This window comes from Microbacterium sp. USTB-Y, assembly GCF_023703415.1.
Taxonomy (GTDB): Bacteria; Actinomycetota; Actinomycetes; order Actinomycetales; family Microbacteriaceae; genus Microbacterium.
Window position 1 is genome coordinate 594,580 of sequence record NZ_JAGMTU010000002.1, and the last position, 15,661, is coordinate 610,240.

At 70.4% G+C, this 15,661-nt stretch carries 15 protein-coding genes; all 15 read right to left on the reverse strand.

What is annotated here, in order from left to right; all coding sequences use genetic code 11:
* Positions 1–53: 53 nt before the first annotated feature.
* The 15 genes from J8G10_RS06500 to J8G10_RS06570 all read right to left on the reverse strand — a co-directional run bounded on the left by J8G10_RS06500 (position 54) and on the right by J8G10_RS06570 (position 15,655).
* Positions 54–410, reverse strand: a complete 357-nt coding sequence (locus J8G10_RS06500; RefSeq protein WP_251441805.1) for an RNA polymerase-binding protein RbpA — start codon at positions 408–410, stop codon at positions 54–56.
* Positions 410–658: a preprotein translocase subunit SecG gene (secG, locus tag J8G10_RS06505; RefSeq protein ID WP_251441808.1), complete on the reverse strand. Its 249-nt coding sequence runs from the start codon at positions 656–658 to the stop codon at positions 410–412. The genes J8G10_RS06500 and secG overlap by 1 nt, the downstream gene beginning before the upstream one ends.
* A 99-nt stretch (positions 659–757) precedes the next feature.
* Positions 758–1,549, reverse strand: coding sequence for a triose-phosphate isomerase (tpiA, locus tag J8G10_RS06510; RefSeq protein ID WP_251441810.1), 792 nt, complete (start codon positions 1,547–1,549; stop codon positions 758–760).
* Entirely contained in the window at positions 1,540–2,766 is a 1,227-nt protein-coding gene (gene pgk / locus J8G10_RS06515) for a phosphoglycerate kinase (RefSeq protein ID WP_251441813.1), read from the reverse strand. Before pgk ends, tpiA begins: the two co-directional genes overlap by 10 nt.
* Before the next feature lie 10 nt (positions 2,767–2,776).
* Positions 2,777–3,787, reverse strand: a complete 1,011-nt coding sequence (gene gap / locus J8G10_RS06520) for a type I glyceraldehyde-3-phosphate dehydrogenase (protein ID WP_045252312.1) — start codon at positions 3,785–3,787, stop codon at positions 2,777–2,779.
* 100 nt (positions 3,788–3,887) lie between these two features.
* Positions 3,888–4,514, reverse strand: a complete 627-nt coding sequence (locus J8G10_RS06525) for a superoxide dismutase (protein ID WP_251441816.1) — start codon at positions 4,512–4,514, stop codon at positions 3,888–3,890.
* 197 nt (positions 4,515–4,711) lie between these two features.
* Complete coding sequence (gene whiA / locus J8G10_RS06530; protein ID WP_251441818.1) at positions 4,712–5,689, reverse strand: DNA-binding protein WhiA; 978 nt, start codon at positions 5,687–5,689, stop codon at positions 4,712–4,714.
* 86 nt (positions 5,690–5,775) lie between these two features.
* On the reverse strand, positions 5,776–6,645 hold the full coding sequence (gene rapZ / locus J8G10_RS06535) for an RNase adapter RapZ (RefSeq protein ID WP_251441819.1): 870 nt from the start codon (positions 6,643–6,645) through the stop codon (positions 5,776–5,778).
* Positions 6,646–6,672: 27 nt separating this feature from the next.
* On the reverse strand, positions 6,673–8,652 hold the full coding sequence (uvrC, locus tag J8G10_RS06540; RefSeq protein WP_251441821.1) for an excinuclease ABC subunit UvrC: 1,980 nt from the start codon (positions 8,650–8,652) through the stop codon (positions 6,673–6,675).
* Positions 8,652–11,570, reverse strand: coding sequence for an excinuclease ABC subunit UvrA (gene uvrA / locus J8G10_RS06545; protein WP_251441823.1), 2,919 nt, complete (start codon positions 11,568–11,570; stop codon positions 8,652–8,654). Before uvrA ends, uvrC begins: the two co-directional genes overlap by 1 nt.
* A 9-nt stretch (positions 11,571–11,579) precedes the next feature.
* Complete coding sequence (locus J8G10_RS06550; protein WP_251441836.1) at positions 11,580–12,182, reverse strand: hypothetical protein; 603 nt, start codon at positions 12,180–12,182, stop codon at positions 11,580–11,582.
* The gene (locus J8G10_RS06555; protein WP_251441838.1) at positions 12,179–13,486 is read right to left on the reverse strand and encodes a DUF58 domain-containing protein; all 1,308 of its coding nucleotides are present in this window, start codon (positions 13,484–13,486) and stop codon (positions 12,179–12,181) included. The genes J8G10_RS06550 and J8G10_RS06555 overlap by 4 nt, the downstream gene beginning before the upstream one ends.
* The gene (locus J8G10_RS06560) at positions 13,483–14,478 is read right to left on the reverse strand and encodes a MoxR family ATPase (protein WP_251441840.1); all 996 of its coding nucleotides are present in this window, start codon (positions 14,476–14,478) and stop codon (positions 13,483–13,485) included. The genes J8G10_RS06555 and J8G10_RS06560 overlap by 4 nt, the downstream gene beginning before the upstream one ends.
* Positions 14,475–14,948, reverse strand: coding sequence for a hypothetical protein (locus tag J8G10_RS06565; protein ID WP_251441851.1), 474 nt, complete (start codon positions 14,946–14,948; stop codon positions 14,475–14,477). Before J8G10_RS06565 ends, J8G10_RS06560 begins: the two co-directional genes overlap by 4 nt.
* Entirely contained in the window at positions 14,945–15,655 is a 711-nt protein-coding gene (locus J8G10_RS06570; RefSeq protein ID WP_251441854.1) for a DUF4129 domain-containing protein, read from the reverse strand. The genes J8G10_RS06565 and J8G10_RS06570 overlap by 4 nt, the downstream gene beginning before the upstream one ends.
* Between the last annotated feature and the right edge of the window lie 6 nt (positions 15,656–15,661).

Below are 15,661 nucleotides of genomic sequence, written 5' to 3' on the forward strand. Positions count from 1 at the left end.
ACGAGAAGAGCCCCTGCGATGCAGGGGCTCTTCTCGTCGGAGGCGTCAGGCGATCACGCCTGGCCGCGACGTTCGCGCAGCTGAGTGAGCGCGTCGCCGAGCAGCTGTTCGGCCTCTTCGTCGGTGCGACGCTCCTTCACGTACGCGAGGTGCGTCTTGTAGGGCTCCGCCTTCGCGATCTCCGGCGGGTTCTCCTTGTCGCGCCCGGCCGGCAGACCGGAGTGCGGGTGATCGATGATGTCCGGGATCTCCTCTTCGGGCAGGCCCGCCGCGAAGTACCGCACTGTCTCGTTGCCGAGCCCGTCCCAGTACGAGATCGCGATGCGATCGGCGTGGTAGCCGTGGTCCTGCTCCCCCATGGGGCCGGATCCGACCCGCGTGCCGCGGATCGCGTTGCCGCCGGTCGCCATCAGATGGCCTCGAACTTCGTGATGAGGCCGAGACCCACGACCGCGACGAACCAGACCAGCGCCAGCACGACGGTGAACCGGTTGAGGTTCCGCTCGGCGAGACCGCTGGACCCGACGGCAGAGGACATACCGCCGCCGAACATGTCGGAGAGGCCTCCGCCGCGCCCCTTGTGGAGCAGGATCAGAAGGGTCAGCAGGACGCTGGTGATGCCCAGCAGCACCTGCAGGATGAACTGGAGAATATCCACGGATCGGCCTTTCGCTCGGGCCCGCACGGGCGTGCGGGATCCCGGGTAACGGTCAATTATACGTCGGGACGTCCCCGCCCCTCGGGGCGGGGACGCGTGTCACACTCCGACGTGCTTCTGATAGCGCACGATCGCGGCGAACTCGTCGACGACCAGGCTCGCGCCGCCCACCAGCGCGCCGTCGACATCGGGCTCGCGCATGAAGCCGGCGATGTTCGCGGACTTCACCGATCCGCCGTACAGGATCCTGGTGCGCGCGGCCGCCTCGTCGCCGAGGACCTTCGCGATCACCCCGCGCAGCACGGCGCACACGTCCTGCGCCTGCTGCGGGGTCGCGGCCTGGCCCGAGCCGATGGCCCAGACCGGCTCGTACGCGACGACGATGTCCGCCTTCGCGTCCAGCCCCTGCAGCGCCGCCTCGAGCTGACCGGCGGGAACCGCGCTCGCGCCGAACTTCTCCAGATCCTCCGCGGTCTCGCCGACGCAGATCACGGGCACCAGGCCGTGCTTGAGCGCCGCCCGGGTCTTCGCCGCCACGACCTCATCGCTCTCCGCGTGGTACTCGCGCCGCTCGGAGTGGCCGATGATGACGTAGCTCGCGTCGAGCTTGGCGAGGAACGCGCCCGAGATCTCGCCGGTGTACGCCCCGGAGTCGTGCTCGGACAGATCCTGGGCGCCGAACGCGAACGGGATCTTGTCCGCGTCGATCAGCGTCTGGACGCTGCGCAGATCGGTGAAGGGCGGGAAGACCGCCACCTCGACCGTGCCGTCCTCGTGCTTGGCGTCCTTGAGCGTCCAGTGCAGCTTCTGCACGAACGCGACCGCCTGCAGGTGGTCGAGGTTCATCTTCCAGTTGCCCGCGATCAGCGGGGTTCTGCTGTTCACACCCATCCGAGGACCTCCAGTCCGGGAAGCTTCTTGCCCTCGAGGAACTCGAGGCTCGCGCCCCCGCCCGTCGAGATGTGACCGAACTGGTCGTCCGCGAAGCCGAGCTGGCGCACGGCCGCGGCGGAATCGCCGCCGCCGACGACGCTCAACCCGTCGGTCTCCGTCAGCGCCTGCGCGACGGCCTTGGTGCCTGCCGCGAAGGCCGGGAACTCGAACACGCCCATCGGGCCGTTCCAGAACACCGTCTTGGATCCGCGGATCGCCTCCGCGAAGCGCGCCGCGGTGTCCGGCCCGATGTCGAGTCCGATGCCCGAGGCGCCAAAGGACGTCGCCTCGATCTCGTCGGCCGCCGCGATCTCATGAGCCGCGTCAGCGGAGAACGAGGCCGCGACCACCACGTCGGTCGGGAGCACGAGCTCCACGCCGCGCTCGGCTGCCTCGGCGATGTAGCCGCGGACGGTGTCGAGCTGGTCCTTCTCCAGCAGGCTGGAGGCGACGGCGTGCCCCTGAGCCGCGAGGAACGTGAACAGCATCCCGCCGCCGACGAGGAGGCGATCCACCCGCGGGAGCAGGTGAGAGATCACGCCGAGCTTGTCGGAGACCTTCGATCCGCCGAGCACCACGGTGTAGGGGCGCTCGGGGTTCTCGGTGAGGCGGTCCAGCACCGTCAGCTCGGCCTCGATGAGCAGGCCGGCCGCGGACGGCAGGATCTGCGCGAGGTCGTAGACACTGGCCTGCTTGCGGTGCACGACACCGAAGCCGTCCGAGACGAGCGCGTCGCCGAGGGCGGCCAGCTGCTCAGCGAAGGAGCGGCGCTCGGCGTCGTCCTTCGAGGTCTCCCCCGGGTTGAACCGCAGGTTCTCCAGCACGACGACACCACCGGCCGGCAGCGCGGCGACGGCGTCCTGCGCCGCAGCTCCGACGGTGTCGGCCGCGAACGCGACGGGGCGGCCGAGCAGCTCACCCAGACGCACCGCGACGGGTGCCAGGCTGTACTGCGGGTCCGGAGCGCCGTCCGGGCGACCGAGGTGGGAGACCACGATCACGCGGGCCCCCTGGTCGATGAGGGCCTTGAGGGTCGGCACCGACGCTCGAACACGGCCATCGTCCGTGATGACCCCGTCCCGCAGGGGGACATTGAGGTCACAACGGACGATGACGCGTGCTCCGTCGAGCGACCCGACCGATTCCTTCAGGGATTCGAGGGTGCGCAGAGTCATGGATATGAGCTTAGAGCCGCTCGGCGACGTACTCGGTGAGGTCGACGAGACGGTTCGAGTAGCCCCACTCGTTGTCGTACCAGCTGGAGACCTTGACCAGGTTGCCGGAGACGTTCGTGAGGGTCGAGTCGAAGATCGACGAGAACGGGTTGCCCTGGATGTCGCTGGAGACGATCTGGTCCTCGTTGTACTGCAGGTAGCCGTTGAGACGCCCCTCGGCGGCGGCCTTCGCGTATGCGGCGTTGACCTCGTCGGCCGTCAGGTCCTCACGCTCGGTGATGAGGGTCAGGTCGACGATGGAGCCGGTGGGAACGGGCACGCGGTACGAGGAACCGCTGAGCTTGCCGTTCAGCTCCGGCAGCACGAGGCCGATCGCCTTGGCGGCGCCGGTCGAGGCCGGGACGATGTTGATCGCGGCGGCGCGGGCGCGGCGCAGGTCGCTGTGCGGGCCGTCCTGCAGGTTCTGGTCCGCGGTGTAGGCGTGCGCGGTCATCATGAAGCCGCGGACGATGCCGAACTCGTCGTTGAACACCTTGGCCAGCGGCGCGAGGCAGTTGGTCGTGCAGGAGGCGTTGGAGATGATGTGGTCGGTCTCCGGGTTGTACGTCTCCTCGTTGACGCCCATGACGATGGTCGCGTCGTCTCCGGTCGCGGGAGCGGAGATCAGCACCTTCTTGGCGCCGGCCTCGATGTGCTTCTTCGCGAGCTCGGCCTTGGTGAAGAACCCGGTGGACTCGATGACGATGTCGACGCCCAGCTCGCCCCACGGCAGGTTCGCGGGGTCGCGCTCCGCGAACGCCTTGATGTGGTGGCCGTCGACGGTGATGCTCTCGTCGTCGTAGCTCACGTCCGCCTTGAGCACGCCGCCGACGGAGTCGTACTTCAGCAGGTGCGCGAGGGTCTTGTTGTCGGTGAGGTCGTTGACCGCGACGATCTCGAGGTCGGCACCCTGCTCGAGGGCTGCGCGGAAGTAGTTGCGTCCGATTCGGCCGAAGCCGTTGATACCGATCTTGACAGACACGAAAGTCTCCTGGTTCTTACTCAAGGAAAAGCGTGATTCTTGCAGATTGCGCGGACAACGGCGTCCTGATGGGTTTTTCGCCCATCAGGACGCCCATCTTTTACGACAGTACCAGCAGTCCGTTGGTCTTCTCACGCGCGGCCGCGAAGCGCTGGGCGACGTTCTCCCAGTTCGCGATGTTCCACGCCGCCTTGACGTAATCCGCCTTCACGTTCAGGTAGTCCAGGTAGAACGCGTGCTCCCACATGTCCAGCTGGAACAGCGGCACCGTGCCCTGCGCGGTGTTGCCCTGCTGGTCGAACAGCTGCTGGATGATGAGGCGGGCGCCGATCGGGTCCCAACTGAGGACGGACCAGCCGGAGCCCTGGATGCCCATGGCCGCAGCGGTGAAGTGCGCCTGGAACTTCTCGAAAGAGCCGAAGAACTCGTCGATCGCCGCCTTCAGCTCGCCCTCGGGCTCGCCCCCGCCGTTCGGCGACAGGTTGGTCCAGAAGATCGAGTGGTTGACGTGACCGCCGAGGTTGAACGCGAGGTCCTTCTCGAGCTTGTTCACGTTCGCGAGGTTGCCGCTCTCGCGGGCCTCGGCGAGGGACTCGAGCGCCGCGTTCGCTCCGGCGACGTAGGCGGCGTGGTGCTTGTCATGGTGCAGCTCCATGATCTTGCCGCTGATGTGCGGCTCGAGTGCCGCGAAGTCGTAGGGAAGGTCGGGCAGCGTGTAGATCGCCATGTCGATGTCATCCAATCCGCGCCGCGCTCGCGGCGCTTGCCGGTCCCCCGAAGCGCGGTGGTGCGCACGGGGCGGACGTCTCTCATCCTACTGACGGCAACGCGCGGACAGCCCGGAACCTTCCGGATGTGACACGACGAGGGCCCGCGTCCCGGCGTGTTTCCACAGACCGGAACGCAGGCCCCCGATGAGGTGTCTCAGACGTCGAGACCGACGGGAACGGCCGATTCGGTTCCGGGGATCCCCTCGGTCTGCGCCCGCTTGTCGGCCATCGCGAGCAGACGCCGGATGCGGCCCGCGACGGCGTCCTTGGTGAGCGGCGGGTCGGCGTGGTGGCCGAGCTCGTCGAGGCTCGCATCCCGGTGCGCGAGGCGCAGTGCGCCGGCCGTGCGCAGGTGCTCGGGGACGTCATCGCCGAGGATCTCGAGCGCGCGCTCGACCCGGGCGCAGGCGGCGACGGCGGCCTGCGCGGAACGGCGCAGGTTCGCGTCGTCGAAGTTGACGAGACGGTTGACGCCGGCGCGCACCTCGCGGCGCTGGCGCATCTCCTCCCACGCGGCGGCGGTCTTGGCGGCTCCCATCAGGGCGAGCACGGCACGGATGCCCTCGGGCTCGCGGATGACCACCCGCGGCATCCCGCGCACCTCGCGCGCCTTCGCGGCGATGCCGATGCGATGCGCGGCGCCGACGAGCGCCATCGCCGCCTCGGATGAGGGGCACGCGACCTCGAGGACGGCGGAGCGCCCCGGCTCGCTGAGGGATCCGGCGGCGAGGAAGGCGCCGCGCCAGAGGCCGGCGAGCTCTTCCCGGGATCCGGTGGTGAGGCGATTGGGCAGGCCGCGCACGGGACGGCGGCGCTGGTCGAGCAGGCCCGTCTGGCGGGCGAGAGTCTCACCGGCGGCGATCACGCGCACGGCGTACTTGGCACCGTCGTGGCTGGAGGCGCCCTGGATCGGGGCGATCTCCGGCCGCACCCCGAAGAGCTCGGCGAGGTCGCGCGCCACCCGTCGAGCCAGCAGTTCCGCGTCCACCTCCGCCTCGACCGCGATGCGGTTGGCGATCTGGTGCAGCCCCCCGGCGAACCTCAGCACCGCTGTCACCTCCGCGACGCGCACCGACGGCGGTGCGTTCCGGATGCTGACGAGCTCGGCCTTGACGTCGGTGGTGAGTGCCACGGGTCTCCTTCTCACGGGCGGCGCCGGATCTCGGCGCAAGGGATCAGCTTACCCGGCCGAAGCGCTCCGCACCCGCCGGGGGCGCCTCACTCGCGCCCGAGGTCTCGGTGCCGGACCGTCACGGCGACGCCGGGGATCTGACCCAGGCGCGCCGCGAGCTCCTCCACCATCGCCACCGAGCGGTGCTTGCCGCCCGTGCAGCCGATCGCGACCGTGGAGTGGCTCTTGTTCTCGCGCTGGTAGCCCTCCAGGATCGGACGGAGCGCGGCGGTGTACGCGTCCAGGAACTCCTGGGCGCCCTCCCGGCTCAGTACGTAGTCCCGCACCTCGGCATCGAGCCCGGTCGACCCGCGCAGGTCGTCGATCCAGAACGGATTCGGCAGGAACCGCATGTCCGCGACCAGATCGGCGTCCGACGGCAGCCCGTACTTGAAGCCGAAGCTCATGACGGTGACCTTGTGCCGCGCCGCGCCTTCCTCGGCGAACACCTCGTTGACCTTGGTGGCGAGCTGGTGCACGTTGAAGCTCGACGTGTCGATGACGATGTCGGCGGCCTCGCGCAGCGGTGCCACCCTGGTGCGCTCCGTGCGGATGCCGTCGAGCAGGGTGCCGCCGCCCTGCAGCGGGTGCGGGCGCCGGACCGACTCGAAGCGGCGCACGAGGACATCGTCCGAGGCGTCGAGGAACACGACCTGCACGGATCCGTGCTCACGCAGGGCCCGGGCGACGCCGGGGAAGCCGTCGAACAGATCGCGACCGCGCACGTCGACCACGGCGGCGACCTTGGGAAGCGCGGCCCCGCCGAGATTGGCGAGATCGAGGAGCGGGCGGAGCATCTGCGGAGGCAGGTTGTCGACGACGTACCAGCCGAGATCCTCGAGCGCGTTCGCGACGGTCGAGCGGCCCGCGCCCGACATTCCGGTGACGATCAGGAACTCCCCCTGGTCGGCGCTCATCTGCTCTCCTCCTCGCTCTTCTCCAGCCTAGCCAGAAGCCGGGGTCGACGACGCACCGGAAGCGGATCCGACGCCGTCTCCCGCCGTCACCGGCACGGGTTCTCCGGCGGAGCCCGCGAGATGCGCGCGGATGGCGTCGGCGAGAGCGGGCCCGATGCCCTGCACCTCCTGGATCTCCGCCGTCGTCGCGCGTCGCAGCGCCGCCACGGAGCCGAAGTGCCGCAGCAGGGCCTTGATCCGCGCCGCTCCGAGACCGGGGACCTCACCGAGGATCGAGGCGATGTCGCGCCTGCGCCGCTTGCGCTGGTGCGTGATCGCGAACCGGTGGGCCTCGTCGCGCAGGCGCTGCACGAGGTAGAGCGCTTCGCTGGTCCGCGGCAGGATCACGGGGTAGTCCTCGCCGGGGAGCCAGAGCTCCTCGAGCCGCTTGGCGATGCCGCAGAGGGCGATGTCGGCTCGTCCGGCATCCCGGAGGGCACGCGCGGCCGCTTCGACCTGGGGCTTGCCTCCGTCGACGATGAGCAGCTGGGGCGGATACGCGAACCGTGGCCGACGTCGCTCGGAGACCACCAGCTCCTCGCCGTCTTCGCCGATCAGGGGAGCCTCCTCGGCCTCCTCGGGAGCGTCGATGTGCGCGAGCCTGCGGCGCAGCACCTGGTACATCGAGTCGGTGTCGTCGGTGGTCTCCGCGATGTTGAACGAGCGGTACTGGTCCTTGCGCGGCAGGCCGTCCTCGAACACGACCATGGAGGCCACGACGTTCGTTCCGCCCAGGTGCGAGATGTCGTAGCACTCGATGCGCAGCGGTGCCTCGTCGAGCCCCAGCGCCTCTTGCAGATCGGTGAGCGCCTGGGTGCGCGTCGTGTAGTCGCTCGATCGGCGCGTCTTGTGGCGGATCAGGGCCTGCTGGGCGTTGAGGGTTGCATTCCGCATCAGCTCGGCACGCCGTCCGCGCTGGGCGACAGCGATCTCGACCTTCTTCCCGCGGCGCTCCCGCAGCCACTCCTCCAGCTCCGCCGAGTCGTCGGGCAGCGCCGGCACGAGCACCCTTCGCGGGACCTGCTCGCCGTTCGCCTCCCCGTAGACCCGCTGCAGGATCTGGTCGACCAGATCGGCGCCTGCGATGTCGATCTCCTTGTCGAGCGTCGAGGCGCGCACACCGCGGACGCGTCCGCCGCGGATCACGAAGTGCTGGATCGCAGCCGACAGCTCGTCCTCGGCGATGCCGAACAGATCCGCATCCTCGTCCTGCGGCAGCACGAGGGCGCTACGCCCCAGCACCGCGTCGATCGACGCGAGCCGATCCCGGTACTTCGCCGCGCTCTCGTAGTCCATCGCCGCCGACGCCTCCTGCATCCGCCGCGTGAGGTCCCGCGTGAAGCGCTCGTCGCCGCCCTCCATGAACGCGATGAAGTCGTCGACCATCGCACGGTGCTCCGCGATCGTCACGGTCATCGAGCAGGGGCCGCCGCATTTGCCGATCTGACCGGGGAAGCACGGCCGGCCGGTCGCCATCGCCTTGCGATAGCTGGCGTCGCTGCAGGTGCGGATCGGGAAGACCTTGATCATCTGGTCGATCGTGTCGTGGACGGTCCACACCTTCGGATAGGGGCCGAAGTACTTCGCGCCCGGGATCCGCCGATTGCGCGTCACGATGACGCGCGGAGCCTCGTCGGCGAGCGTGATCGCCATGAACGGATAGGACTTGTCGTCCTTGTAGCGCACATTGAAAGGCGGATCGAACTCCTTGATCCACATGTACTCGAGCTGCAGCGAGTCCACATCGGTGGGCACGACCGTCCACTCCACGGACGCCGCCGTGGTGACCATCCGCCGCGTGCGCTCGTGCAGAGTGCGCAGCGGAGCGAAGTAGTTGGACAGCCGCTGACGGAGGTTCTTCGCCTTCCCGACGTAGAGCACCCTCCCCTGCGCGTCGCGGAACCGGTACACGCCGGGATCGGTCGGGATCTCTCCGGGCCTCGGCTTGTACGGAAGCTCTGCGGCCATCAGCCCGCCTTGCGCTCGAGCGCCCGCCGCGCACCGGGCCGCCCGGCGGCGACGGAGGCGTCGAGGATCTCCGCGAGGAACGCGCCGGTGTGGCTGTCGGCGTTGCGCGCGACCTGCTCCGGCGTGCCCGTCGCGATGACCTGGCCTCCGCCGGACCCGCCCTCGGGACCGAGATCGATCACCCAGTCCGCCGACTTGATCACGTCGAGGTTGTGCTCGATCACGATGACCGTGTTGCCCTTGTCCACGAGTCCGTTCAGCACCTCGAGCAGCTTGCGCACGTCTTCGAAGTGCAGACCGGTCGTCGGCTCGTCGAGCACGTAGATCGAGCGGCCGTTGCTGCGGCGCTGGAGCTCGGTGGCGAGCTTGACGCGCTGCGCCTCGCCGCCGGACAGCGTGGTCGCCGACTGGCCGAGCCGCACGTAGCCCAGACCCACGTCGACGAGGGTCTTCATGTAGCGGTGGATCGCCTGGATCGGCTCGAAGAACTCCGCAGCCTCCTCGATCGGCATCTCCAGCACCTCGGCGATGTTCTTGCCCTTGTAGTGCACCGCCAGCGTGTCGCGGTTGTACCGCTTGCCGTGGCATACCTCGCAGTCCACGTAGACGTCGGGCAGGAAGTTCATCTCGATCTTGATCGTGCCGTCACCGGAGCACGCCTCGCAGCGGCCGCCCTTGACGTTGAAGCTGAACCGCCCCGGCTGATAGCCGCGGACCTTGGCCTCCGGCGTCTCGCTGAACAGCGTGCGGATCCGGTCGAACACGCCCGTGTAGGTCGCGGGGTTGGACCGCGGGGTGCGGCCGATCGGGGCCTGGTCGACGTGCACGACCTTGTCGAGGTTGTCCAGCCCCGTGACCCTGGTGTGCTTGCCCGGCACGGTGCGCGCACCGTTCAGCCGCGAGGCGAGCACCCGGTAGAGGATGTCGTTCACGAGCGACGACTTGCCCGATCCGCTCACGCCCGTGACGGCCGTCAGCACGCCGAGCGGGAAGTCCGCCGTGACGTTGCGGAGGTTGTTCTCCTTCGCACCGACCACGCTGAGCATGCGCTTGCGGTCGATGCGGCGCCGCTTCTTCGGCGTGAGGATCTCGCGGCGCCCCGCCAGGTAGTCGCCCGTCATCGAGGACTTCTCGCGCAGCAGAGCCTCATAGGGACCGGAGTGCACGACGAGTCCGCCGTTCACGCCCGCGCCGGGGCCGATGTCGACCACCCAGTCCGCGGCCTCGATCGTCTCCTCATCGTGCTCGACGACGATCAGCGTGTTCCCCAGATCGCGCAGCGTGAGAAGGGTCTCGATGAGACGACGGTTGTCGCGCTGGTGCAGGCCGATCGACGGCTCGTCGAGCACGTACAGCACGCCCGTGAGTCCCGATCCGATCTGGGTCGCGAGACGGATGCGCTGGGCCTCGCCGCCGGAGAGCGATCCGGCGGAGCGGCTGAGATTCAGGTAGGACAGGCCGACCTGCAGCAGGAAGTCGAGACGGAGGCGGATCTCGCGCAGCACCTGCGCGGCGATCTTGGCCTCGCGCGGGCTGAGCTCGAGACGCTGCATGAAGTCCTGCGCCTCGGCGAGGCTCTTGTGGGACACCTCGGCGATCGAGTGCCCGTGCACCTGCACGGCGAGCACCTCGGGCTTAAGCCGGTCGCCGTCGCACACCGGGCAGGGCACCTCGCGCAGGTACTCGCCCCAGCGGCTGCGCTGGGTGTCGCTCTCGGCCTGCTGGTACTGGCGCTCGATGTACGGCACCACACCCTCGAAGCCGGACGAGTACCGCATCTCGCGGCCATACCGGTTCTTCCACTTGACGGTGACCTTGTAGTTCTCGCCGTGCAGCACCGCCTCCTTCACATCGGAGTGCAGGTCCTGCCAGGGCGTGTCGAGCGAGAAGTCGAGATCGACGGCGAGCCCCTCGAGCAGGCGCTCGTAGTACTGGAACAGTCCCTTGCCCTGCGTCGTCCAGGGGATGATCGCGCCCTCGCGGATCGACAGCGACTCGTCGCCGAGCATGAGGTCGGGGTCGACCGACATCCGGGTGCCGAGTCCGGAGCAGGCGGGGCAGGCGCCGAACGGCGCGTTGAACGAGAAGGTGCGCGGCTCGATCTCGGTGAGGGTGATCGCGTGCCCGTTGGGACAGGCCAGCTTCTCGGAGAACGACTGCCAGGCGTCGTCGCCCTCCTCGTCCACGAAGTTGACCTGGATGACGCCCCCGGCCAGTCCGAGCGCGGTCTCCACAGAGTCCGTGACCCGGCCCAGGAGGTCGGGAGCGGCGACGAGCCGGTCGACCACCACGCCGATGTCGTGCTTGTAGCTCTTCTTGAGCACGGGCGGCTCGGCGAGCTGGATGAGCTCGCCGTCGACGATCGCCCGCGCGTAGCCCTTGGCTCCGAGCTCGCGGAACAGGTCGACGAACTCGCCCTTCTTCTGGCTCACGACGGGCGCGACGATCTGATACCGGGTGCGCTCGGGCAGCTCCATGAGCTGATCCGCGATCTGCTGCACGGTCTGACGCTGGATGCGCTCGCCGCACTGCGGGCAGTGCGGCACGCCGATGCGCGCCCAGAGCAGGCGCATGTAGTCGTAGATCTCGGTGATCGTGCCCACCGTCGAGCGCGGGTTGCGGTTGGTCGACTTCTGATCGATCGACACCGCAGGGCTGAGTCCCTCGATGAAGTCGACGTCGGGCCGGTCGACCTGGCCGAGGAACTGCCGGGCGTAGGCGCTGAGCGACTCGACGTATCGGCGCTGCCCCTCGGCGAAGATCGTGTCGAAGGCGAGGCTCGACTTCCCGGACCCGGAGAGGCCGGTGAAGACCACGAGGGAATCGCGCGGGATCTCGAGGTCGACGTTGCGGAGGTTGTGGACACGAGCGCCACGGACGCTGAGTCTTCCGGGGCTGGTTACGGGTACGATCGGCACCCGTCAAGTCTAGGAGCGGCCACCGACATTGGCTCCGGGAGCCCCGGGTACCGGCGGCTCGTCGAGGCCTGCGGGGGTGCCGGACGAGGTCAGCCGCTCCGGAGCCCTCCCCCACGACAGATGCAGGGCGAGGGCGCTGGCCGCCGTCAGCACGGCCGCTCCGAGCGGTGCGAGCCAGGCGAAGCCCGGGCCGTGCAGGGGCGGGACGGCGAGGACCACGAGCAGCGCGGCCGACTGCGCGATCACCTGGATCACCAGTAGGCGACGGATGCCCGGGATCAGCACGACGAGCCGGATCCGCGAGCGCCAGGGCACGGCCCAGGCCCAGGCGGACAGCACGTGCGCGAGATGGATGAGCAGCACGGCGATCGCGGTCCGCCCCGGCGACGGCTCGACCAGGATCACCCCCAGGGCCAGGCACGCGATCCCGGCCCAGGACGCCAGGGACCGCGGGAGCAGCACCGCCACCACCACGGCGATGGTCGCGATCGCGCGCCACATCGGATAGGGGTTCAGCAGCAGCACGCCGCCCAGGACGACCGCGGCGGCCCCGAGGCGCAGCACCGCGCCGGGCACGGCTCCCGGCACCCGCATCCCGTGCCGTCGCATCATTGCCGCGCCCCTCGTCCGTGCGTCCGACGCGCGCGGCGCGCCGCGACCCGCAGTTCGGTCACGGCATCGTCGGCCGCCCAGGAGACGACCTCGACCCCGGCGCCGCGCAGATCCTGCAGCACTCCCGCCCGCTCGAGCAGGAGGGTCCGCATCGCGAGGTTCTGAGCGGGGGTCAAGCGGTCCGTCTGCGGCTGCGGCAGCACGTCGACCGCGACCACCGACTGGCCTCCGGCGCTCCACCGCAGCGCGAGATCCGCCGCCGCCCCGTCGAAGAACGTGGACAGCACGAACACGATGGATCCCGGCGGCACCGGCGGCGTGCGCCGAAAGCGCGTGCCGTCGCCGTCCGGCCCGGTGCCGGCGATCACGCCGCGCAGCCGCTCGAGATGGCGCGCGCCGGAACCGCTGCGCAGCGAGCGTCCGCCCGGCGTCAGGGCATGGAACGCCACCCGGTCGCCGTCGCCGATGGCCGAAGTCGCGACGGACAGCGCCGCCTCCCGCCCGAGATCCATCGAGGTCGGTCCGCTGCGCGCGGTGGCGCCGCTCCCCCAGGTCGCCACGACGGCGCCCAGGTCGTCGGCCGCGTCCAGGGCGATCACGACCGCGCTGTCGCTGAGGGCGTTCGTCCTCCGCACCAGGAGGTCGCCTGGACGCCTCGCCATGCGTGCCGTGGCGCGCCAGTCCACGCGGCGCAGCTCATCGCCCGGCGCGAACGGATGGATGTCGCGGAAGTCCCCGCCGGTGCCGCCGCGACGCCCCTCGTGCCCGCCGTGCAGGCCGAGCAGACGCGGCGAGAGCGGGAGCTCCGCCGCCGGACGCACGCGAGGAGCGGCGTTCCAGATCGCGTCCGCCCGAAGGGCCGCCGCGCTCGCCCAGCAGGCGTCCGCGTGCAGGGTGCGAGCCGTCACCGCGAGTGCCTCCGCCGGACCCGAGTGCAGGAGCCGGGTGCGGGTCGTCGCCGCCGTGCCCGCCGTCGTCTCGACCGCCCCGGTGCGCTCGCCGCCCTGATCGATCACGAGCTGGAACCACTCCGCCGCACCGGACACGTCGACCCGCCCCGCCACGGTGCCGGGGTCGGCCTCGGCATCCACGCTCAGCGCCACTCCCACCGATCCGGCCCTCGGCGGCCGCAGCAGGGCCCACACGCCGGCGAGGGCGAGCGGCAGGCCGGTCGCGATCACATCCGGCCGGCCCAGCACGAGCCCGGCACCGGCGAGGAGCACGCCCCCGGCGAGCGCGCAGGCGAGCACCGGCGTCCTGTACCAGCGCAGCGGAGCGCTCTGCACGCGGCGGTCCTCGGTCATGCGCGGATCGCGCTCTCCCCCGCGACCGTGGGCGGGACCGGGGTCGCGCCGACGACGGCGGCGACGACCGCCGCCGGATCCACTCCCTGCGCCCAGGCCTGGGGCGTGAGAGTGAGCCGGTGCGCGAGCACCGGGACAGCGATGCGCTTCAGATCGTCGGGGCGCACGTAGCCGCGCCCCTCGACGGCGGCGACGGCCCGCGCGAGCAGGATCAGCGCCTGGGATCCGCGCGGCGAGGCCCCGACGGCGACGTTCGGAGCCGTGCGGGTGCCGCGGGTGAGCGCGACGGCGTAGCGGATGAGATCCGGCTCGACGTGGATCCGCTCGACCTCGGCCTGGATCCGGGTCAGCTCGGCCGCATCGATGACCGCCGCCACTTCGGCGAGCTCGCGCTGCCGTCGGACCCGTTGAGCGACGATGCCGGCCTCGTCATCCTGGTCCGGATACCCCACCGCGAGACGCACCATGAACCGGTCGAGCTGAGCTTCGGGCAGCGCATATGTGCCCTCGTACTCGATCGGGTTCGAGGTCGCGATCACGTGGAAGGGCTCCGGCAGCGGATAGCGCCGCCCCTCGACGGTCACCTGGCGCTCCGCCATGGCCTCGAGCATCGCCGACTGCGTCTTGGGAGTGGTCCGGTTGATCTCGTCCGCCAGCAGCAGTCCGGTGAAGATCGGCCCCGGACGGAACCGGAACTCGCCGGTGTCCGGGGCGTAGACGAAGGAGCCGGTGACGTCCCCCGGAAGCATGTCCGGGGTGCACTGCAGCCGGCGGAACTCCAGCCCGAGCGCGGAGGCGAGGCTGCGGGCGGCGAGCGTCTTCCCGAGGCCCGGGACGTCTTCGAACAGCACGTGCCCGCCGGCGAGGATCGTAGCGAGGGCGAGCGTGAGCGGCTCGTCCATGCCGACCACCGCGGCGCGCACGCCCTCGAGGACGCGTGCGGCCGTCTGCGTGATCGAGGCGACGTCGCCGTTCGTCTGCTCCGGGATCATGGTCTCTCCAGGGTCGAGGGGACGGGGTCGTGCTCCAGCGCCTGCAGGAGCCGTTCGAGTTCTGCGCGCCGCAGGACCGGCCCGGTGAGCGCCGCGTGCACCCCCGGGCCGAGGACGGCGTCGACGGCGCTCGCCTCCGCCGTGTCGAGTCGCACGCCGTGCGCACGGAGGCGCCGGTCGGCGATCGCGGTGATCCGCTGTCGCAGCGAGGGTCCCACCGCGCCGGTGCGGGAGTCGATCGACCAGGCGAGGCGGGACACGTCCGAACCCCGGCGAGGGACGTCCGGAGGCGCGGGCGGCCACGGGCCGGACTCGTCGAGGAAGTTCTGCCGGGCGATGAGGAGCGCCGCGGCGAAGACGAGGATCCAGGCGACCGCGAACTCGAGCGGGACGCCGAGGAACGCGAGCAGCAGGGCGACGGGGATGCCGAGCGCGATCCAGACGACGACGATCAGGACCCGGCCTCTCATCGCCACCCCTCCTCGATCGCGGCGAGGCAGCGTCGCGCCGCCCCCCGTGCGTCCTCGTCCGCCGACCAGCCGCCGAAGCGCACGGATTCGTAGAGTCCGAGCAACGTGCGCAGCTCGGCGTCGAGACCGGGCCTGCCACTCAGGATCCTCACGGTGAACTCTCCGGGCGTCTCCGAGTGCGCCCTTCGGCGGCCCGAGCGCGCGGAGGCCTCCTCCAGCCTCACCCAGGCCGCGATGATCGCATCGCCAGGATCGCGGTGGGCCTCGATCACCCCCTGCGCGTCCGCCGCCGCATCGCGGATCTTCTCCGCATCGACCGCCTCCTCCGCGGCCGCCGTGCTCCGGCCGAGGCCGACGTCGCCGCCGGCTCGACGGTTCAGCGGGCGTGCCGACCAGAGCGCCCGGATCGCACGCCAGAGCAACCAGCCGAGGGTCGCCAGCCCGGCCAGCGCGACGAGGACCGCGATCACCGAGGCGATGGTCGCCCACACCGGGTTTCCGGGCAGCTCCTGCGGGATCGGTGCCCCCGAAGCCTGCGGACCCGCGGTGTGCGCAGGCTGTGGGATCGGCCCGCCGAGTCCGATCTCGCCGAACCTCGGCACGCCCTGCAGCGATGCGACGGCCATGAGCAGCACCGCCACCAGCACCACGATCGCCAGCGCTCCCGGTAGCGGGAGCGTACGATGACGCGGGTCGGCGCGGACCATGCCCTC